This is a genomic window from Deltaproteobacteria bacterium, assembly GCA_016235345.1.
In the GTDB taxonomy this organism is placed as follows: domain Bacteria; phylum Desulfobacterota; class Desulfobacteria; order Desulfobacterales; family Desulfatibacillaceae; genus JACRLG01.
On record JACRLG010000013.1, the window covers coordinates 1 to 20916 of the forward strand.

Below are 20916 nucleotides of genomic sequence, written 5' to 3' on the forward strand. Positions count from 1 at the left end.
AAACCGGCACACCATTGATATAGAGGGCCGTGAAGGCCTCCTTGCCGCCCGTGAGGTTCTGGGCCGCAAGGTTCGTGGGCGTGGTGGCCGGGTTGACGGAGGGAATCGCCGGGGCCGTGGTGTCCAGCAACCACGGGCCGTAGTGGTAGGTGGCGGTCCAGTTGCCGGCAAGGTCGAGGGTGCGGACGTGAATCCAGTTCTCGCCCTCGACAAGGTTGATGGTTGCGGGAAGCGCTTCCGGGGTCTGGTCGGGAACCGTGTCGTTGCTCTGGTCCACGATCCAGGAGTAGCCCGCGACTCCGCTTCCGTCCGGGTCACTTCCAGCGTTCCAGGTAAGGGCAACCGTGCTGACGTTGGTGGGCGTCACCGTTCCGGGGTTGGCGGTCGCCACCGTCGGATCCAGCGGTGCCACGGTGTCCAGGAGGATGGAAGTGTGGGCAAAGGGCGAGAAATAGCCCGCCACGTTTCTGCATGTGATGGTTATGTCGTTGGGGCCTTCGGCAAGGGCCACCACGGTTGACCATGTTGCCGAGGCGTCCATCGGAACTATCTCGATGCCGTCCCTCCAGACCGACGTGCCGGGTTCCTTTGTGCCGGTTACGTTCTGGGTGGCCTGATTGGTGGGAGTCGTGACCGCATCAATGGTGGGCGTCGCCGGGGGGCCGGAAGTCACCCCAAAAACGGGGGATTCCGCAACCGTGCTCAAAGCCCCCACCGGGTCGCGCACAACAAGGCGCACCTTGTACTGCCCCGACGGCCATCCGGCAATGTTCACCACCGCCGTATAAGCCTGACCGGCTGATGGGAAGGTCATGGGAGTAAAAGCAGTAAAGGCCGCGTCCGCTGTCTCGAAGGCCGGAATCACCGGAATCCAGGTGGAGTATGTCGGGGCCAGCGCGTACTGGCAGCCGGTGGCCTCCCAATCAACAATGTTGTCTTCAGGGTCGGAGCCTGTAAAGACCAAATCCACCAGACCGCTTCCGTCGCCGCGCTGGGCCGCCACGGTTATGTTGATGGCCGGGGCCTGGTTTTGCACCTCAAAAGCACCCATGTCGGCATAAGCGCCAACCGGCCTTGGAAGGCCGTCATAATCGCCTGGGGTCTCGCTGGATACAGCAGCATTTATACAGGGCGAGCCCGGCTGAATGTGCAGGTCGGTGCCGCTTACGAACATCGGATTTTGCGAAATGTTGCCGTTGATTCCGGTAAGGTTGCCGAGGTTTCCTCCCCACGCGCCCGCAACGCAATCCACCACGTCGTTTTCGGCGATGACCGGGCTTCCCGGAGAAGCTCCAAGGTTGGATATGCCGTAGCCGTTGCAGGCGGCCACGATATTGTACTTGATCCCGGTGGTGATGCCGGCCACGTCATCCATGCATTGCATGCCGTCCGTCTCTGCCCCGGTCACCGTGTTGTGGAAAACCTGACCGGCGATTCCCGCACCCTGGGAGTAAAGGTAGATGCCGTATTGCATCACCGTTCCGAAATCGTAAACCAGATTGTTCGTGATGATGGGTGTGAGGGGCTCAACGGCGGCGTTCGAAAACACCCCGATGCCCACCGAGTTTGCCTTAATGTCGTTTGCGAAAATCTCCGGGCTGGAGTCGGAAACGAGTACACCGTAACACCCAAGGGAGTTGTTATGTGCTTCGATATTGTTATGGTGGAAGATGTTTCCCGTTGCGCCGGACTGGTCCCAGATGCCCTGCTCCTGCACGTGCCCGGCATCGCCCGACCAGTATATATGGTTGCGGGCAATCTCGTTCATCGCCCCCCCGCCGCCAATCACAACACCGGCGCTGTTGTCGTAAATGGAGCCGTGGTTGTCCACAACCCTGTTCATGGAACTCCAGTCAATGAACACTCCCGCCTGGGCGTTCCTGCGTATGGTGTTTCCGGGGCCCACCTGGTTGTTGTAGCTTGGGGTCAGTATCTTGACGCCGGTGAAGTTGTCTTCTATCAGGCAGATTTCCACCACGTTCATGGAACCGCCGCTCATAAAGACACCCTTGCTGTCAGTGGCGGAGAAACCGCTGATTGTAAGATTCATGAGCCTGGACTCGTAGCAGTCCATGGTTATGCCTGCGTTCCATGTTGTTGCTCCGGTTCCGTTGATGACCGGGGAGCCGCCCGTTCCCAATACGGTTACGCTGCTTTGGGTAAGGACAAGGGGAATGTCCGGCTCGCCGTTGGGCACCGAGTAAGCGCCGAATACCACTTCAAGGGTATAAGCCTCTCCCTCTGAAGGGGCCGCCGCCGCGTTGATCTCCTCAAAGGCCGCGTGGAGGGTCTTCCAGGGTGTGCCGGGGGAGCCGTTGCCTTCGCCTGCCGCTGATATGTCCACCCTGAAGGTTCCAGGCGCGATCGCAGCGTAGGTAACCTGGCCCTGTGCGGGGGCCGCAAGGTTGGGACGGCCCGCAAGGTCGGTGCAGACATCAGCCGGAATGTCGAGGGTCACGAGCCCCGGTCCGTCCGGGGTGATGTCGACCTGATAGGTTCGCGCATCAATGGTGTAAAGGGCATGAAGGGTTCCGTTGCCTATGGTGAGGTCGTCCGCGTCGAAGCCAGTGACCGCCTCGCTGAAAACCACGTCAAAGGACACCGGGTTGATGCCGGTAAAAGGTCGCGCGGTGCTGATGACCACCGTGGGCGCTGCCGAATCCACCTGATAGATTTCGCCGATGAAATCCCCGTTGCCAGGCCCCGGCCCGCCCAGAATGTTTCCTGCCAGATCGCGTATGCTGTCGTTGTCGATCAGATTGAGCCCAAGCGCTCCGTTGCCGGAAAAGCCTGAAACAGTCACGGTGTAAAAATAGTTGAAGCCGGAAACAGCCATGACCGATCCGCCCACCGCGCCGGTGACTGCGAAATCGGAGGAGTCCACTCCTGCTACATCCTCGGAGAAACTAAGCTCGAAAACGGCAGTGCTGCCCGTTATGTATTCGGGGCCGGAGCGGGAAAGAAGCGCCACCACCGGCGCCACTGTGTCGATCTCAAGTTCAAAGAAGCCGGAATCCCCCCAGTTGCCAGCGGCGTCCTGCTCCTGAACGTAGAGGGTGTGCATCCCTTCCGAAATGGCGGCTGTGGGCGAGAACCAGGACGCTCTTGTATACGTTGCATCCAAGGTCAGATCCGGGTCATCCAGCTTGGCCCTGAAAAGTTTTCCGCCAATGGCAAGAGTGTTAACATAGCCATCCACGCCGGTGCCCATCTGCTTCCAGGCTCCGTTGGCGGCATCGTAAAACGCCACATAACTGCCAGGAGCCGTGAACCAGCCGCCCACGAAGATTTCCTCGCCGTCCACAGCAATTGCTAATCCGGGGTTGTTGAGTCCCCCATCCATTCCAAGCCACGTATCGGTCCACGCATCCCAGCGGGCTGTTCTCTGCGTTGCGGCTGCCCCGGCAGCCATGAAATTGCCCGCCATGGGCCACATGTTTCCAAAGTCGTAGCCTATGGCTAAAACTGCCGCGTCCGGCTCAATGGGCAGAGCGCGCCACTGTCGGGAAATGAGGTCCATGGCCGCAACATAATTGGCCCCCACGCCGCAGGCGTTGGTGAATAAGCCGCCCATGTAAAGGTCGGGCCCCCAGTTGAACAGGGCCCGCACTCCCGGGCCGGGACCTTCGGCTGGAGCCTGCCAGGAAGCGGAATCCGGCAGCCACATTGCGAAGGATTGCGCGGTGACACCGCCAGCCTGGGTGAAGGAACCGCCCACGAAGACGCGGTCGAGGGTGTCAATGGTTATGGCGTTAACCGGGCCTTCCGTGCCGGTTCCGAGCGGATACCAGGTGTCGGACTGGTTGCTGTACATGGCTACGTGATTGCCCTGGTCGGTGAAATCGCCGCCCACGTATACGTTGTCGTGGGAGTCAATGGCAATGGCGCGGACATTACCGTTTACGCCCGCTCCGAGGGCAGACCATGTGGATGTATAAGGATTCCAAATAGCTATATGGTTGGCCGGGGTTCCGCCTGCGGTGGTGAAAGCGCCGCCCGCGTAAAGGTATCCCTGTGAATCCACTGCAAGCGCGTAAACATAGGCGTTCACACCGTCGCCCAAAGGCGACCACTCGTTTCTCAGGGGGTCCCAGGCCGCCACGTAGTTGGCGGTTTTTCCGCCTGCCCCGATGAACTCGCCGCCTGCGTAAACCACGTAACGTCCGCTTCCGGCGGACATCCACCGCCATGAAGGCGAGGGGTCGTTGACCCTGGTCTGGGTGGCGTTCACGTTGGGAGCCGCAGGCCCGACCGTATCAACGATCCACGGGCCGTAGTGATAGGGCGCGCTCCAGTTGCCCGCGTTATCCATGCAGGATATATGTATCCAGTAATAACCGTCTCCCCAGAAATTGAGCACGGAAGGCGGAGACGCAGCCTCCAGGACGGCGTCGGGCACGGTGTCCGGGGCGTTGTCAAAGTCCCATGAATATCCCGCAACACCCGATCCGCCGACGTCGTCACCCGGAATCCAGGTTACATTGGCCGACGACGCCGTTGTGGGCGAATAGGCTTGGGGCGTGGAGGACTGCACCACCGCGTTTGAGGGCGGGGTGATGTCTGAAGGCGTTTCCCCTAAGGGCCAGAATTCGGCGGAAAGCGGGAAGTTTGAGTGATTTCCGCTTTGGTCGCTGACCTTGAGCCTTAACTTGTAAGCGTCTTCCGGCCACGAGGCTGCGTTGACAACAACGGTGTATTCGATGCCGCCCGCATCGGCGGCCATGGGCGTGAAAGCCGTGAACGCCGCGTCGCCCGTCATGAAGAAGGGCGAAAGCGGGGTGAACGCGGTGTAACCCGAAGACGCCGAAGAGAAGCTGACGTAGGATTCGTACCAGTTGACCGTCTCGCCTTCCTGGTCGATAACCCTGAAAACGGCATCCACTATTCCGCTGTTTCCACCCCGGACCACGGTTCTCACCCACTGAATTACCGGTGCGTAGTTCTGGTATTCGTAAGCTCCGATATCATAAGCCGCGCCCTTGGGCCTTGTGGTGCCGTAATGGTCTTCAGTGGCGGGAGACGCGGGAACGGCGTCAATCACCGGGGACGGGAACATTACGTTGAAATCGCCGATGGCCGTGAAGTTGGGATCAGCCGATATGTTGCCGTTGGTTCCGATGATGCTGTCGGAAACAGCCCCGTAGAACTGTGCCAGGCTGTTGTTCCAGGAGTCGTTGTAGGCTACGGTGTAGCCTCCGGGCATTGACTCGCTGATATAGATGCCCGCATTTGTGAACCCGGTTACGATGTTTGCGAAAATGTCACAGGAGCCGCCGCTGAAGCCCAAGGTTTCGGTATGAATGCCGTCCTGGCTTCCCCCGGATATGGTGTTGTGGCGGATATTCGCATTGACGAGGCCCGTAGAGCCTTCAACCCATATTCCGTATGCCATGTCTCCTGAAACTATCGGGCTTTCCGAAATAAGGTTGTTTTCGACCAAGGCCGTTCCACCGACTGAAGCCAGCGAAACGCCGGTGGCATTGTCGTGAATGTTGTTCCGTAAAATCGCAAGGTCAACGAAGTTTCCGGTGTTTATTCCTGCCTGGACATTGCCGAAAATTTCGTTTTCAAACACCATGGTGCCGGTGCCGGTAGTGGAGATGGAAACACCATATCCCTGCAAATAATCGGGGTTACCGGAATAATGGATTTCGTTGCCGTATATCCAGGTGTCGCTGGCGTTTCCCTCGATCAGGACGCCGGTTCCCGGCACTTCCTGCTGGCCGTTGTCCCTTATGGAGCCAAGGTTGCCGTGAACCCTGTTTCCGGTTCCTCCTGATATGCGGATGCCCACGTATCTGTTTTCTAAAATGTCGCAGCCGTCCCGCACCTCGCAGAAACTGGAGTTGTTTATGACAACGCCCGTGGTTCCGCCGAAAACGGTGCAGCCTTCCAGTACGCCGCCTGTCACGCTTTCAAAAACTATTACGCCGGGCGACGACGGGTCGCCGAAGCCGGTAAAGGCGATATCCCGGATTGTGACCCCGTCGGCCTGAACACTGAAGGCCGTGTTCCAGATCATGTAGTCGCCAGGACCCTGGACAAGGGTGTCTGCAGGGCCTTGGCCCATTATCACTAGCCCGGGCCGGGTTATGTTGACATTGCCCATCTGCCCTGGAGCCGCCGTGTGCGTGCCCGCCTTGAGCACCAGGGTGTAATCGCCCGCGTTGGCCGCGTTTATCTCGGCCACGGCGTAGTTGATGTACTTCCAGGGGTCCAGATCGGTGCCGTTTCCGGGGCCGGGAACCGTGGGATCAACATAGAAGGTCCCCGAATCCAGCGGGCGATAGGTCACCTCCGCCGAATCGCCGGTGGTGTTGAAATGGCCCACCAAATCCTCTGCCGCAGACGCCCCCACCGAGACCTGGACAAGGGTCGGCGACGAATCTGGCGTTATCATCATGTAAAAATTCTGGCCATCCCAGCCGTTGAGCGTTCCCTTGGTTCCGTTTACGACCGTGATGTCGGTTTCATCGAAGCCGATGACCTCCTCGCTCCATACGAAATCGAACCGTATCGGGGAAACGCCGGTTGCGATGTCTTTGGGCAGGACCGTGACCGTGGGGTCCGTGAGGTCGTAATTGAGAACTATCTCGTTCTGAGAGGTCTGGCCGCCCGCCTGGTGGGCGGTCACCGTGAAGGTGCTTTCTCCGGGGTTCAGAACAAGGCCGCCCGAATACAACCAATCGCCTTCAATGATCAGGGCGGTTCCCGAACCCGTGGTTGCCCCGGTCAACTCCCAGGTCACTGACAGGATGAGAAGCTCCGATGCGCCAGGTGTCACGGTGCCGGACACGACGGCCACGTTGGGATCAAGGGTGTTGAAGCGGCCTGAACTTGCTGGCACGGTCACGTCTATGACGGGCGGGGGCTGGTACTCGAAGGCCCCTATATCGACCGTTACGTTTACCAACCGAAGATAACCACGCTGATCGGTGGCCGTTATACCGGAATTGTCGCCCGAATCCAGAACCGGCGAGTATTTTCCCGGGGCGCAGGTCATGGTGGGGCCGCCATTGTCGGCAAGGGCATCCAGAACTGGAGCCTGGCTCCGGTCGGTGCCTGTCCAGCCCGTAGACCCCGTGGGATCCTCAATAATATTGTAACCCTGGCTCACGAAGGGGCCGTAAACGTCCGGGCTGCCTGTTGAGGACGAATTGGCCCCGATCACGGTGTTTTTTATGTTGGTGGTAAAGCCTGCGAACTCAAAGGCTCCGCCGCCCTTTGCCTTACCGGCGGCCCCATCAAGAAGTCCGTCGGCGTTCTGCCCGGCAAGGACGCTGTTGGCCGTTATGGTGCAGTTCAAGAGGCTGGTGGTTGCACCGAAGTAGGTCAGGATGGCGCCGCCAAGGCCCGCGCCGCCGCCGGAACCCACGCCTGCCCCGGCGTTTCCGCCGTGGCCGTCAGGGCCGCCGTTGCCGGGAACCGTCCCTTCTCCGCCGCCGCCGCCAAGGCCGCCGTTTCCACCCGCTCCGCCCGAACCGCCGCCGCCGCCTGCGCCTATGCCGCCAGTGCCGCCACCGCCGTAACCCGCGCCGCCCTGTCCGACCGCGCCGTTAGCGCCGGGGGTGGTGGAGACGCCGCCGCCAGGACCGTCGGCCACACCCATTGCACCGTAGGCAAGGTTGCCCACAAAGGTGCAATTTTTGAACGATATCGTGCTGTTTTCGTTGAAAACCGCGCCGCCGAGGCCTCCGCCGGAGCCGCCGGGGTTGATGCCCGTGCCGCCCATCCCGCCTTCCGCCACGTTATTGTAAAAAAGGCATTCGTTTACGTTTACCGTTGAATTGAGCCCCGCGAAAAGCGCGCCGCCAAGGCCCGCACCGCCGCCGCCGCCGCCGCCGTCGCCCGAATTGTTGCCGCCGTTGCCGCCCCTGGCCACGTTGTTGGTAAAGGCTATGCGGAAGAAATTGACCGTACCCGAAAGGTCGGAATTAACGTAAACCGCGCCGCCGAAGCCCGGATTACCGCCCTGCGCCGGTGTTCCGTCCGCCCCGTTCGCGCCAAGGCTTTTGCCGTTATCGAGGGTTACGTCGGAAATCGTTAACGAGTACGTGGCGACACCGCTGATCATGAAAATGCGGCTGTTATTGTTGCCCGAAATGGTGAGCTGCTTGGCCCCTGGGCCCTGTATGATGAGGCTCTTGTCGGCGATGGATATTACGCCGGAGGTGAGGGTTATGACCCCGGTCCTGCCAGTGAGATCGATGGTGTCGCCCGTGTTGGCGCTTGCGATGACGTTTCGCAGAGACCCCACGCCCGAATCGTCGTTGTTCAGAACCGGGCGGTTAATGGCGTGAGCCGTTGAGCATAGGGCCAGCATCAGAAACGCCGCCAGAACAAGCCAGCCCGTGAGCAGGGCAAGGGAAACGGCCCTTCGGGAAGAAGGCAGGCAAAGGGAAGCGGCGTTGACCGGGAGTCGATGGGTGGCCCGGATGGTCATGGCGTCCTCCAAACACAATAAGGGGCTTATCACGGTCCAGACTCGCAAGGCTCAATACACAAGCCTGCCGCAAGACCGCGAAAGGGATGATTCTTTTCCAATTATTGAATTATAGCTAAAAAGGAAGGAAAAGTACAACAGGAATGGTTATGAAAAGAATCACAGGATTTATGATAATTCTATCAGGAACGCGGCGGGATCGAAGGCCCCTGCCAGCCGCAGCCGGGCTCACTTTTTCGTTGTAATGGTCCCGTCGGGCTGGATCACAAGGCCGGAGCCCGGAAAGTCAGAAGCGGAAAGTTCCCTTATGATGGCGGCTCCGGCGTTTTCCGGATCCATGCGGGCAAGCCCCCGGTCCACCTGTTTCACCGAAACCAGCTGCCCCGAAACAAAGGCCCCGGTTTTCGGATCAAGCCCGGCCTTGAGGACAACAGTAATGCCGTTGACACCCTTTATGTTGAACCATCCGTAGGTGAGAAAGTTGCCCAGGCTGTAAGCGATGAGCCGGTCCTTGTACAGTTCCACGGCCCTTAAAACGTGGGGGCCGTGGCCCACCACCAGGTCCGCCCCGGCGTCTATCACGGCGTGGGCGAAGGCGTGGACGTCCCCCCTCTCCTCCTCCAGGAAGATTTCCGGCTTTTTCGGCACGCGCCGGGCGCTTCTACCCTCTGCCCCGCCATGAAAGGACACGATCACGATATCGTTTTCCCTGGCAAGGCCCGAAACCACCTTTTTCGCCTTCGGGATGTCCGTCACGGAATGGAAATAGCGCGATTCCATTGTGGATGGGGTTGGATAGGCGAAGCCAACCAGGGCGATGCGTTTTCCCTTGACGATTCTTGTGGCGGTATCGCGCCCGCCTACCGGGGATATGCCTGCGGCCCTGAGGCTTGCCAGGGTGGAGGCCATGCCTTCGGGTCCGAAGTCGTAGGAGTGGTTGTTTATGATCCCCAGGGCTGTGAACCCCGCCCCGGCAAGATGGGCGGCGTAGCGTGTAGGCATCCTGAAGGCGTAGCAGTTCGTCCTGCCCTCGCACTTGGCCGAAATCCCTCCGTCGATCATGGGGCCTTCCAGGTTGCCGAAGACGATGTCGCTGTCGGACCATGCGCCCTTCACCGCGTCGAAAAGCCCCCTGCCGTCGTCAGGCGGCAGAAAGGGTTCGGGAAAGGTGTTTCCGGTCATGATGTCGCCCACCGCCGCGACCTGGAGAATCTCGCCGCACCGGCAATCCCCGGCTTCCAGGATAAAGACCGCCAGGACGATCAGTGGCAGCCGTGCGAGTTTATTCCACGCGATGCCCATTTTCATTTATCGGCCTTCCCTCAGCCCGGGTGAAATAATTTGATTTTGACTTGATTTTTTTCGATTAGCCCGTTAGTTCTGAATGATTTTGACACGAAGCGACGTACCCGGAACTTTTGGTCACTTAAAAAAGGAAACCCTCATGACGGAAAAACTTCGCAATATCGGACTCATCGCCCACGGCGGCGCGGGCAAGACCACCCTCGCCGACGCCATCCTTTACGCCGCAGGCGCCGTCACCCGGCAGGGCCGCGTGGAGGAAGGCAACACCACCATGGACTTCGAGCCTGAGGAGGTGAAACGCCAGACCAGCATAAACACGGGCTTTTTCCAGTTCTCCTGGAAGAAGAACACGATCTATATCATGGATACGCCGGGCGATCAAAACTTCTTCAACGAAACCCGCTATGCCCTAAGGGGCGCGGACTCCGCAATAGTGGTGGTGGACGCTGTGGACGGCGTGAAGGTCCAGACCGAGCAGGCGTGGGAAGTGGCTGAAGAGCTTTCCATGCCGCTGGCCATCATCATCAACAAGCTGGACCGCGAAAATGCCGATTTTGGCCGCGCCATGGCCGACGTGAACGAGAGCCTCACCTCGCCCAAGCCCATCATCCTCCAGCTTCCCATCGGCAAGGAGGCCGGCTTCAATGGCGTGGTGGACTTAATGGCCATGAAGGCCTACGTTTACGACGAGAGCGGCAAGGTGAAGGAGCAGGCCATTCCCGATGACATGACGGATGCCGCCGAAACCGAGCGCGAAGCCCTGATCGAAAACGTGGCCGAGGCCGACGACGCCCTTCTGGAGCGTTACCTGGAAGGCGATGCGCCCACCGACGAGGAATTGAGAATGGCTCTTCGCAAGGGAGTCCTGGAGCGCAAGTTCGTGCCGGTCCTCTGCGGCTGCGCGGTGAAAAACATAGGCATGGACCGCCTGATGGATTTCGTGGTGGACTGCATGCCCGGCCCCGAAGACAGGCCCGCCAAGGTGGGAACCGACCCGGCCACCGGCGATGAAATAGTAAGGGAGCCCTCCGAAAGCGCGCCTTTTTCCGCAATGGTCATAAAGACCATGGCCGACCCCTACGCCGGGCGGCTTACCATCCTCCGGGTGTTTTCCGGCAAAATAGCGGCTGACGGCAATTTCTACAACTCCTCCAAGCAGGTGAAGGAGCGCTTCGGCAGCCTTCTCCACATCATGGGCAAGGCCCAGAAGCCTGTGAGCGAAGTGGGACCCGGCGCGGTGGTTGCGGTTGCGAAACTGAAGGAAACCACCACCGGCGACACCCTTTGCGACGAGAACGCCAAGATAGTCTTCCCGCCCCCTGCTGTCCCCAACACCCTGATCTCATACGCCGTGGTTCCCAAGGCCAAGGGCGACGAGGAAAAGATAATCGGGTCACTTGCAAAGCTCATAGAGGAAGACCCGGCCTTAAAACTTGACCGCAACGCCGAAACCAAGGAAATCCTTCTTTCCGGCATGGGCCAGGTGCACATAGAAACCGCCGTGGAAAAGATGAAGCGCAAGTTCAACGTCAACGTGCTTCTCAATCTCCCCAAGGTGCCCTACAGGGAAACCATCAAGAAAAAGGTGCGGGTCCAGGGCAGGCACAAGAAGCAGACCGGCGGCCACGGCCAGTACGGAGACTGCTGGGTGGTTTTCGAGCCCCTGGGGCGCGGCGAGGGCTTCGAGTTCGTGGACGCCATCGTGGGCGGCGTCATTCCCAAGAACTTCATCCCGGCTGTCGAAAAGGGCATCATCGAGAGCAAGGACCGTGGCGTCCTGGCCGGTTGCCCGGCGGTGGATTTCAGGGCCACTGTGGATTTCGGCTCCTACCATGACGTTGACTCCTCGGAAATGGCCTTCAAAATCGCGGGCTCCCTGGCCTTCAAAAAGGCAATGGAAGACGCGGCCCCCACGCTTTTGGAGCCCGTCATGAAAATGACGGTGATCGTGCCCGAAGCCTTCACCGGCGACATCATGGGCGACATGAACAGCCGCCGGGGCAGGGTTCTGGGCATGGGCAACAAGGGCAGGAACCAGGTCATAGAGGCCAACGTGCCAATGGCCGAGGTGCTTTCATATGCGCCCACCTTAAATTCCATGACCGGCGGGCGCGGAGCCTACACCATGGAATTTTCGCATTACGACGAGGTTCCCGCCGCCCTCATCCCGAAGATTGTGGAGGCGTACAAGAGGGAAAAGGAAGAAGAACAAAAGTAGCGGCCTTTTTCAAGAGGCTGACATGTCATTTTATAAGAGGCCGGGAGGGGAATTTTAGTTTCCTTTCCGGCCTTGTTGTTGCCGGACCGCCCTGCCCCAAGAAAGCGCTTTATCATATCTCCGGTTTGTGATATTTTTCACCGCAAAAAGGGGAAAAGCGCCCGATGAGACGCATGGTCAAAAGATTGACGCCCGCTGCGGCCCTGTGCGCAGCCTTCGCACTCTGCCTCTGCGCAGGCTGGCCGGTCATGGCCGATGAGCCTCCATCCGCCCCGGCCTTAAGCCTCACCGTCATCGGGGTGAAAAACGAGATAAAGGACCCCCAGTGGGAAAACCAGCTCATAGGCACGGGCATTTCCAACCTGGTTCTCCAGGCCCTTTACGAAACAGGCCGCTACAGGCCCATAGAGGACAACCCGGAAATTCTTGCGGAAGTTGACCGCATGGTGGCGCTTCAATGGGCTGGGGAAAGCCCTCCCGTGGAAGAGGCCGACGCGGAAAGACTCGCCGGGGAACTCAAAACCGACGCCGTTGCCTGGGCCCGAACCATCCGCTTTTCGACCTCCCGCCGAAGGGGAGGCATAGGCGGGGTCTTTTCCGGGGCAAAGACCACCGTAACGGTGGATGTGGAGGTTTTCGTAAAGGAAAAGGGCAGGCCGCAGATTTCCGCCAGGGGCCGTGGCAGGTCAACAACCAATTCCACGGGGGTCTTTTTCCAGATCCGCAAGGACCAAGTTTATTTCGATCAGACCACCGTTGGCAAGGCCACCCAGGAGGCCGTTTACACGGCTGTGAAGGAAATGAAAATCAAATGAAAAGATGGATGATTTTTACGATCCTCCTGTTTTCTGCGCTGGCCGGCGGATGCGCCACAACGAGCGCAACCGATGAACCATCCCCCAAGGCGGCCGCCGCCCCGGCAGTGGCCTTTCCCGAATATAAAGGCGAAAAGACCACCCTGGCCGTGCTTCCCCTCGGCCTTTCACAAGCGGCGGCCAAGCGTTATCCGCATCTTCAGGACAGCGCCGTGGGCATGGGAATGCATAACCTCATCACCGACGCGCTTTACAGGACCAAGCGCTTCATCTTCGTTGAGCAGGACGAAAAGGTGGTGAAGGACGTCTTCAAGAAGCAGTGGCTTGCCGCCACGGGAGCCGTTGACCAGTCCTCGGCGGTGGAGCTCGGCAAGGTTCTCGGAGCGAAAAAAGTGGTTTACGGCGAGGTTTTCGATTACTCGGAAGGAAAAGACGAATCCGTCACGGGAATGTGGAAATCCGTCAAGCCCCGCATCCGCGTCGGCGTCCAGGTTCGCCTGGTTGACGTTGAAACCCTAGAATACGTACCGGCATCAGGAACCGCCACCGGCCCGGACTGGGGCGAAGCAGCCCGCATGGCCGTGGAATCGGCGGTATCACGACTCATTGGCCAGTTACCCCATTGACCCGGAGGAAAAATGCGAAACAAAAAAACAGGCAAAATCGTCCTAACGCTTTTTCTGGCGGCAATCCTTGCAAGCATGACGGCAGGTTCCGCCTTTGCGACCGAGCCAACCCCGCCCACCGACACCACCTACAGCGAAGTGGCCAACTACATCAATAACTACGACCTGCCCGGCACCCTTACCTGGCAGGACTTCATGGCCCAGCCTTGGGAAGCGGACCAGTTCAAGCAGGAGTTCGGTTCTCTCTACGGCAAGTATTTCACCCATGAGCAACTGGACGAGTTTTACAGGATACTGGGAACCGACGGCTCGGAAGCGGCGCTGGCCTACGCCGAAACCTTTCTGAGGCCGACCTCCAGCGGCATGTCCGAGCCCAGTTCCGCCCCCCAGCGCGTGGCGGAGGTGATGCTGAGGAACGTGGTGCTTCCTCCGGCGGTCACCCGTCTGCAGAAAAAAGCCATGCTGAAGGATCGCACCAACACCCGCTTTGTGGGCGGCGATCTTCGGTATGAATGGGTGAACACCGGAAGCGGACGCGACGGCGAAATCCCCGGTTTCACAGCCGGAATGGCATGGGACCAGGATCAGTTCTCCTACGGCTTCATGATTCCCTATGATCACCTGGACATGGACGGCTGGAGCGCCCACCGCTTCGGCGTGATCGGTTTTGGCCGGCATAACCGCCAGGTGGCCCAGGACACCACCGCAAGCCTCACAGGAAACGTCCATTACATGTATCTCGACGTTGACGATTTCGACTCGGTCAATTATTACGGTTTCGGCCTTTCAGCCGCAGCGGTCAAGGACCTCGACTGGGTCGTTCCCGGAGCCGCCCTCACCTACCAGCTCACCAAGGACGATACGGACAACGATGACGACGTCCAGCAGCTCGTCAAGCTGGCCTTGAACTGCGGCTTCCGGGTCGCTGAAAACGCCGTTTTCAACGTTTTCCTGGTCTATAACAAGGACATGTCCTCCGACTTGCCAGCCGGCACCGACACCACCTTTGTGGACCTGGGTTTCGAGGCCGGTTACGCGGTCACCGACACCTTCGGTGTCAACATAGGCTACAAGACGGTCCAGGAAGCGGACAATTACGAGTCGGATACTATATACATCGGCTCCCTCTACCAATGGTGACAGAGCGGCTAAAAACGCGATCCGCTGTGTTGCGCGTCGCCTCCCGGCTCGGTCACGTACAAAAGCGTACGCTCACTCGCCGCTCGCTTGCGCGCCTTGCGGCTCATCGTTTTTAGCCGTTCTGGCCGCCCGGATTTGACATGAGCCGCAGGATGAGAAGACCTCAGCCTACGGCGGCCGGGCTTGAATTGCAGCTCATCGTTTTTATCCAGGCTGTCCGAGCCGTTTTGAAATAAGAGGCTGCTGGCCTTTTGTTCTTTTACCTGCCTTTTGCTGATTTTTCTGGAGCAGGCCCGGTTCCGACAGGTTCCGGGCCTGCTCCTGGGAGAAAAATCCATGCGCTTTCGCCTGCCTGCGGTTTTTTCGGCGCTTCTGGCGTGCTTCTTCCTTGCATCCGCTCATCCGGCCCTTTCCGAAGACGCCACAGTTGATGCCGTTGACACCAAGACCGGCGACACCACGGTCACGGCCCAGGGGCTTGGCCCGGACAGCCGGGCCGCGCTTCTTGCCGCCAAGCGGGACGCGGTTGAAAAGGTGGCGGGAGCCATCATCCAGTCGGAAACCGAGGTTCGCAACTTCGCCGTTCACCGGGACAGGGTGCTTTCCCGCACCTCCGGGGCCGTCAAAAGCTACACCGTTACATCCGAAACAAAAACTACGGACGGCCTGACCGAGGTCGCCATAACAGCCCTTGTGAGCACAAGCGACGTCAACCGCGAGCTTGCGGCCCTGCGCATCCTCTTCGAGACAATGGACAAGCCCCGCGTGATGGTGATGCTGGATGAACGCATAGGCGGGTCCCCAAGCTCGGTTTTCCAAACCGAGCTTACGAAAAAACTCCTGGAATACGGCTTCAACATGGTGGACACCGCAACCGTGGCCGCCATCATCGACAAGGACGACGCGCTTCTGAAACAGGCCCTTGCGGGCGAAACTTCGGCGGCGGTGAAGGTGGGCCTTTTGAACGGGGCCGAGGTCCTGATCTTAGGCTCGGTGAAGCCATCAGCCGGCCCAAAGGTCTATGACCTGGTGTCGGGACAGGCCGATGTCAGCATTTCGGCTGTTTCCTGCGCAAGCGGCCAGGTGCTGGCCTCCGGCACGGCCCACGGGGCGGCGGTGCATTGCAACCTGGAGGCGGCCCAGGCCGAGGCGGTGAAAAAGGCCGCAGCCCGCATAATGGAGAGAAAAAAGGAGGGGGCGACTGTCACCTCGTTTTTCGACAAGCTGGTGGCTTCCTGGCAGGACATGTCCCTAAACGGAATAGCCATTGCCGTAAAGGTCGTAAACGTAAAGGATTTCAAGGGCTACGACGTGGTGAAGCAGGCCCTGGAGGAGGCCGACTCCTTTGTGGTGAGCGTGGTCCAGCGTGGTTATGCCCGGCCAGAGGCATCCTACGAAGTTACCTACAAGGGCCTTTCCGACACCCTGGCCCGGAGCCTGGACGGCGTCGAGGTTGAGGGCCTTGGCGTGATGCGCGTCAGTTCCATGGCAAGCGGCGCTCTTACCCTGGAACTGGAAGGCCCCGATTCCGGCCCGAAGCAGGACGAAAAGCCCGCCGCGCCCGAAGAGGCAGTCCCCTCGCCCCCAGGTTAAAACAGAGCTTTAACGAATTCATCCGGGTCGAAATCCCGCAGATCATCCACCTTTTCACCAAGGCCGATGTAGCGGATGGGGACCTCCAGCTCCTGGGCCACCGCCGCCACCATTCCGCCCTTGGCCGTGCCGTCCAGCTTTGTGAGAATGAGCCCTGTGACCCCTACGGTCTCGTTGAAGAGCTTGGCCTGGGAAAGGGCGTTCTGGCCGGTTGATGCGTCCAGTATCAGCCATGCGTCGTGGGGCGAGCCCGGATAGTTCTTGCCGGCTATCCTCTTGATTTTCTTCAATTCCTCCATCAGGTTCACCTTGGTGTGGAGGCGTCCAGCAGTATCCACCAACACAACATCCATGCCCCGCGCCACAGCAGCCTCCACGCCGTCGAAAACAACAGCCGCCGGGTCCGCGCCATCCTTGTGCCGGACTATGGCCACCCCCGCCCTATCGGCCCAGATGGCAAGCTGCTCCACCGCTGCGGCCCGGAAGGTGTCGGCGGCCACAACCAGGACCTTCATGCCCTCCTTTGCATACCTCGCAGCCAGCTTTCCTATGGTGGTGGTCTTGCCCACGCCGTTCACGCCCATTATCAACACCACGTGAGGCTTTACCCTGGGCTTGAAAGGTTCGACCCGGCAGGGCTCAAGAATGGCGAGGATTTCAGACGCCAGGGCTGGCCGGAGCTGATCCGCTGTTGTGATCTCCCGCGCCTCCAGTTTTTTGCGAAGCCCCTTCATGAGCCTCGTTGTGGCCGCGACCCCAAGGTCGGCCACGATGAGGGCCTCCTCCAGTTCGTCAAGGAGATCATCGCCGATGGGCTTTTTGCCGGTGAAAAGGTCCTCTATGGGCGTGTTGAGAATTACGCGGGTTTTTTCGAGTTTTTCGGAAAGCCAGCTCAAAGGTTCCTCCTGGTATAAATAATGTGGTTGTGGCAAATATCAGTTGTTGCGGGCGTCCGCGCCCTGGCCGGCAAGGTTCACCGAAACGAGCTTGGACACTCCCTTCGATTCCATCGTAACCCCGAAAAGCACGTCGGCGAATTCCATGGCGTTCTTGTTGTGGGTGATCATGATGACCTGGCTCTGCTCGCCGATGAGCTTCAAAAGCTGGTTGAAGCGGTACACGTTGGCGTCGTCCAGGGGCGCGTCCACCTCGTCCATGAGGCAGAAGCTGGAGGGCTTGATGAGAAAGATGGCGAACACGAAGGCTATGGCAGCCAGAGCCTTTTCCCCGCCCGAAAGCAGGCTCATGCGGGTGACCTTTTTGCCCGGCGGCTGAATCAGGTATTCCACGCCGGTTTCCAGGGGCTTGTCCGGCTCGCTTAAAACCAGTTGCCCGCTTCCCCCGGTGAAAAGCCTTGGGATCACCTCGCCTAGTTTTTCGTTCACCCTGGCGAAGGTTTCCATGAAGCGCTCCTGGGTGAAGCGGTTTATCTTTTTGATCACCTTTTCCAAAGAGTCAATGGCCGATATCAGATCGTCGCGCTGCTGCATCAGAAAATCGCAGCGTTCATTCTGCTGCCTGTATTCCTCTATGGCCTCGCTGTTAACCTCGCCCATGCGGGCAAGTTTTTCGCGCAGTTCCGTAACCTCAGCTTCGGCGGCGGCCCTGGCCCCTGTTTCGGCCAGGTCCAATATTTCGGAATTCTGTCGAAGAATTTCAAGTGGTTGCGAGAAGCGCTCCAACACCCTCCGGGTCACCGCCTCCCGGCGAAGCTCGCGCTCGGCCCTGGCGAGCTTTACCGCTGAAAGTTTCTCCGAAAGCGCCTTGCGGTCGCTCTCCACGCTGGCCAGGGCCGCCTCGGCCTGGGCCAGCCCCTCTTCGGACTCGCTCATACGGTTGCGCTCTTTTTCAAGCGCCCCGGTCAGGGCCGAAAATTCGGCATAGGCTGCGGCCAGTTCATCCTCGGCCTTTTGAATGCGGATTTCAGCCTCGTCGGCCAGCCTTTCCTTGCGCTTCGCGTCGTATTCAAGCTGCACCAGCCGCCTCGCCCCCTCGGCAGCGTAGCCCGAAAGGCGGTTTAGGGTGTCTTTCTGGTTGTCCAGGCGGGCGGAGGCCGCTGTTGCGGCAAGCCTTGCGTCCATCAGCTCCTGCTGGAGCATATTGACCAAAGCTGCCAGGGACGACGAATTCTGCGAATTCTCCTCAAGCTCGGTTTTCAGTGCGGCGGTTTCGGCGGCGAGCCGGTCGAAAAGTTCCTGGAATTTTTCAAGCTCCCGGCTGGCGTCGTCCTCGTCGCCCGTGAGCTGGTCAAGCTCAAGCGTCACGATTTCACGCCTTCGTTCGGCAAGCCTTGTCTCCTCTTCCAGGCGTACAAGCTCCCGGCCCGCCTCGCTCTCGCTTCTTCCAAGGTTCTTCCTTGCCTGCAACAGCTTCTGAAGCTCGGTTTCAAGTGTTCGCACCACGCCTTCAAGCCCGGCCTGCCTGGCCCTGGTTTCATTAAGCTCCGCGACTGCGGCCTCCATCTCGACGGCAACGGTCCTGATCTCGTTTCGCTGGTGAAGGATTCCCGGCCCCTGGCTGTCGCGCTTCCCGGCAAGGATGGCGCAGGCGTTGGCCGTGACCGAGCCGTCTTGGGCCACCACCGTGGCACCGGGCGAGGCTTCGCGCAAATTGACGGCGCTTTGCCCGTCCGGGGCCGCCTTCACGTGCCCCAGGAAGCGGGCCGCGACATCATGGTAACCTTCGGCCACCTTCACCCGGTTCAGGAGGGAATCATCAGGAATTTCGGCCTGTTCGGAAAAAGGCCCGGCCCAGGAAAGGGGAACGAATCCCACCCTGCCGCTTATCTTTTCGGGAAGATTCGCGCCAAGGGCGAGGGCAAAGGAGGGATCGGGCGTCACCACGTACTGAAGGGCCGGGCCAAGGGCCGCTTCGACGGCCTCCTCGAAGCCGGGTTCAGGAGAGAGTATCTCGGCCAGAAGCGCCAGAACGCCGTGGCCGGAGTCGGGCTCGCCCTTTTTGCGGGCTTCGTCCCGGAGCTTCAGCAGGTGCCGCACGCCTTCCTGGTACCACTCGTGGTTGGCCTCCATGCGTTTCAGCGTGGACAGCCTGGATTTCATCTTTTGAAGGGCAAGGTCTAAGGTGTTGGCGAATTTTACGGTTTCCCGAAGCTCGTTCCGGTTGGCCTCCGCACCGGCTTCGGTTTCGGTTATGGCCGCCTCGTTTTCAGCGATTTCGGCCTTGAGGCGCGCCACGGCCTCACGGGCAGACTCGCTTTTTTTCCGGGATTCGGCGGCCTTTTTTTCCGCATGGGCGGATTCCTCGGATTTCTGCCTTATCTGGCGGGCGATTTCCTGTTTGGTACGGCTGGCGTTCGAGAGGTTGTTCCTGCACCGGGTCTCCTCGGCCACAAGATCGGTGTACCGGGTGCGGATTCCATCCACGGCCTGGTTTACGTATGAAAGCTCGCCCCTTGCCGCATTGAGCGCTACGTCCTTTTCGGCGGCGAGGCTTTTGGCCGAATCGTGGGCCTTTTGGGTTTCTTCCTGTTTCGCCCTTACCTCGGCCTCTTCAAGGGAGATTTTTTCCTGCTTTTTTTTAAGCTCCTCCATTTCCTGGAAGAGCTTTTCGGATTCATTGGAAAGCCGCGCCCTTTCGACTTTATCGGCGGAAAGTGCGTTTTCCAGGCGATCCAGGTTTCTCTGATGCCCGTGATGGGTTGCCTCAAGCTCGGACAGAAGGCCCTGGGTTTCCATGCGCCGGGCGCGGGCCTCCTCCAGGCCCGCCCCAAGGGCCGCGATCCTGGCGGAGCTTTGAATGTCCTCGTCCGAGAGTTCGACGATCAGTGAATCGGTTTCGGAGAGCTTTTTGCTGTGGGCGTCGAATTCGTGGGCCGCAAGGGCGATTTCCAGCGAAAAGAGCCGCCCGGAAAGCGCCTTGTGCCGCTCGGCCTTGGCGGCCTGACGTTTCAGGCCCGAAAGGTTGCGCTCCACCTCGCTTATTATGTCCATCACCCGCAAGAGGTTCTGCCGGGTGGATTCTATGCGGGCCTCGGCCTCTTTTTTGCGGGCCTTGTAGCGGGTGACGCCTGCGGCCTCCTCGATGTGGACCCGGCGTTCCTCCGGCCCGGCCTCGGTGATGGCCCCGATGTTGCCCTGCTGGATAACCGAGTAGGTGCGCGCCCCCACGCCGCTCCCAAGCATCAGGTGCTGCACGTCCTTTAAGCGGCAGGGGCGCTTATTGATGAAATAGCCGCTTTCGCCGCTACGGAAGAGCCTCCGGGTCACCATTATCTCGGAAAAGTCGCGGTATTCCTCCGGGGCCGAGCCGTTGTCGTTCTTGAAGAGGATGGAGACCTCGGCCATGTTGATGGGAGAGCGCCCGTTCGCGCCCGCGAAGATCACGTCCTCCATGGCCTTGCCGCGCAGCTGCTTCACGCTCTGCTCGCCCGTGACCCAGCTTATGGCGTCCACGATGTTGCTTTTGCCGCACCCGTTGGGCCCCACTATGGCGCACACGCCCTGGGGAAAACTGATGGAGGTCTTGTCCGGGAAGGACTTGAACCCGCAGATGTCGAGTTGTTTCAAGCGCATGGTTTTACGGAAGCCGTGATGAAAGAAGAGTCATAGGGGCTGTTGCCCCTCCCTTCGGATTTTCCGGGTGGCGATATTTACCAGATATGCGGAATCTTGTAAAGAAAAAAATACAATGGAAGGGGTTTTTGATGGTAAATTTCTACCATATATGGTGGAAATAACGCAGAAAACGGCAAAGCGGAAAAGCCTGAAAAATCGTCCCGGCAGCTTCCGAATTCGTGCAGTTCTGATTCTTTTGCCC

10 protein-coding genes are annotated in these 20916 nt (G+C 59.5%); 5 read left to right on the plus strand and 5 right to left on the minus strand.

The genetic code is table 11. From position 1 onward, the window contains the following. Together HZB23_06200 and HZB23_06205 are read right to left on the minus strand one after the other, a co-directional pair. On the minus strand, positions 1-8443 hold an 8443-nt coding region (locus HZB23_06200; GenBank protein MBI5844242.1), incomplete at its 3' end, for a right-handed parallel beta-helix repeat-containing protein. 228 nt (positions 8444-8671) lie between these two features. Further along, a complete protein-coding gene (locus HZB23_06205) occupies positions 8672-9751 on the minus strand; it encodes a CapA family protein (GenBank protein MBI5844243.1) in 1080 nt (359 codons plus the stop codon). 136 nt (positions 9752-9887) lie between these two features. Here HZB23_06205 and fusA point away from each other — a divergent pair, with 136 nt between their 5' ends. The 4 genes from fusA (at position 9888) to HZB23_06225 (ending at position 14547) form a co-directional block, all read left to right on the plus strand. After that, on the plus strand, positions 9888-11966 hold the full coding sequence (fusA, locus tag HZB23_06210) for an elongation factor G (protein ID MBI5844244.1): 2079 nt from the start codon (positions 9888-9890) through the stop codon (positions 11964-11966). Between the two features lie 164 nt (positions 11967-12130). Further along, positions 12131-12781 (plus strand): hypothetical protein, encoded by a 651-nt coding sequence (locus HZB23_06215; GenBank protein MBI5844245.1) that lies wholly within the window; start codon positions 12131-12133, stop codon positions 12779-12781. Next, a complete protein-coding gene (locus tag HZB23_06220) occupies positions 12778-13407 on the plus strand; it encodes a hypothetical protein (GenBank protein MBI5844246.1) in 630 nt (209 codons plus the stop codon). The genes HZB23_06215 and HZB23_06220 overlap by 4 nt, the downstream gene beginning before the upstream one ends. A 12-nt stretch (positions 13408-13419) precedes the next feature. Next, positions 13420-14547, plus strand: a complete 1128-nt coding sequence (locus HZB23_06225) for a hypothetical protein (GenBank protein MBI5844247.1) — start codon at positions 13420-13422, stop codon at positions 14545-14547. Between the two features lie 8 nt (positions 14548-14555). Here HZB23_06225 and HZB23_06230 read toward each other — a convergent pair whose 3' ends face one another. Continuing rightward, positions 14556-14885 carry a hypothetical protein gene (locus HZB23_06230; GenBank protein MBI5844248.1) on the minus strand — a complete coding sequence of 110 codons (330 nt, stop codon included), beginning with the start codon at positions 14883-14885 and terminating at the stop codon, positions 14556-14558. Between HZB23_06230 and HZB23_06235 the strand changes: the two genes are divergently transcribed. Further along, a complete protein-coding gene (locus HZB23_06235; protein ID MBI5844249.1) occupies positions 14884-16140 on the plus strand; it encodes a hypothetical protein in 1257 nt (418 codons plus the stop codon). The two genes, HZB23_06230 and HZB23_06235, sit on opposite strands and share 2 nt — an antisense overlap. On the opposite strand, the gene ftsY is transcribed toward HZB23_06235, so the two are convergent. Both ftsY and smc read right to left on the minus strand, forming a co-directional pair. Next, on the minus strand, positions 16137-17072 hold the full coding sequence (ftsY, locus tag HZB23_06240; protein MBI5844250.1) for a signal recognition particle-docking protein FtsY: 936 nt from the start codon (positions 17070-17072) through the stop codon (positions 16137-16139). The genes HZB23_06235 and ftsY overlap by 4 nt on opposite strands. 3 nt (positions 17073-17075) lie before the next feature. After that, entirely contained in the window at positions 17076-20672 is a 3597-nt protein-coding gene (gene smc, locus HZB23_06245; GenBank protein MBI5844251.1) for a chromosome segregation protein SMC, read from the minus strand. Positions 20673-20916: the final 244 nt, after the last annotated feature.

Excerpts from the sequence above, each read along its gene's own strand:
- HZB23_06205 (MBI5844243.1), bottom strand. The coding sequence starts at position 9,751 with ATGAAAATGGGCATCGCGTGGAATAAACTCGCACGGCTGCCACTGATC.
- fusA (MBI5844244.1), top strand. The coding sequence starts at position 9,888 with ATGACGGAAAAACTTCGCAATATCGGACTCATCGCCCACGGCGGCGCG.
- HZB23_06215 (MBI5844245.1), top strand. The coding sequence starts at position 12,131 with ATGAGACGCATGGTCAAAAGATTGACGCCCGCTGCGGCCCTGTGCGCA.
- HZB23_06220 (MBI5844246.1), top strand. The coding sequence starts at position 12,778 with ATGAAAAGATGGATGATTTTTACGATCCTCCTGTTTTCTGCGCTGGCC.
- HZB23_06225 (MBI5844247.1), top strand. The coding sequence starts at position 13,420 with ATGCGAAACAAAAAAACAGGCAAAATCGTCCTAACGCTTTTTCTGGCG.
- HZB23_06235 (MBI5844249.1), top strand. The coding sequence starts at position 14,884 with ATGCGCTTTCGCCTGCCTGCGGTTTTTTCGGCGCTTCTGGCGTGCTTC.
- HZB23_06230 (MBI5844248.1), bottom strand. The coding sequence starts at position 14,885 with ATGGATTTTTCTCCCAGGAGCAGGCCCGGAACCTGTCGGAACCGGGCC.
- smc (MBI5844251.1), bottom strand. The coding sequence starts at position 20,672 with ATGCGCTTGAAACAACTCGACATCTGCGGGTTCAAGTCCTTCCCGGAC.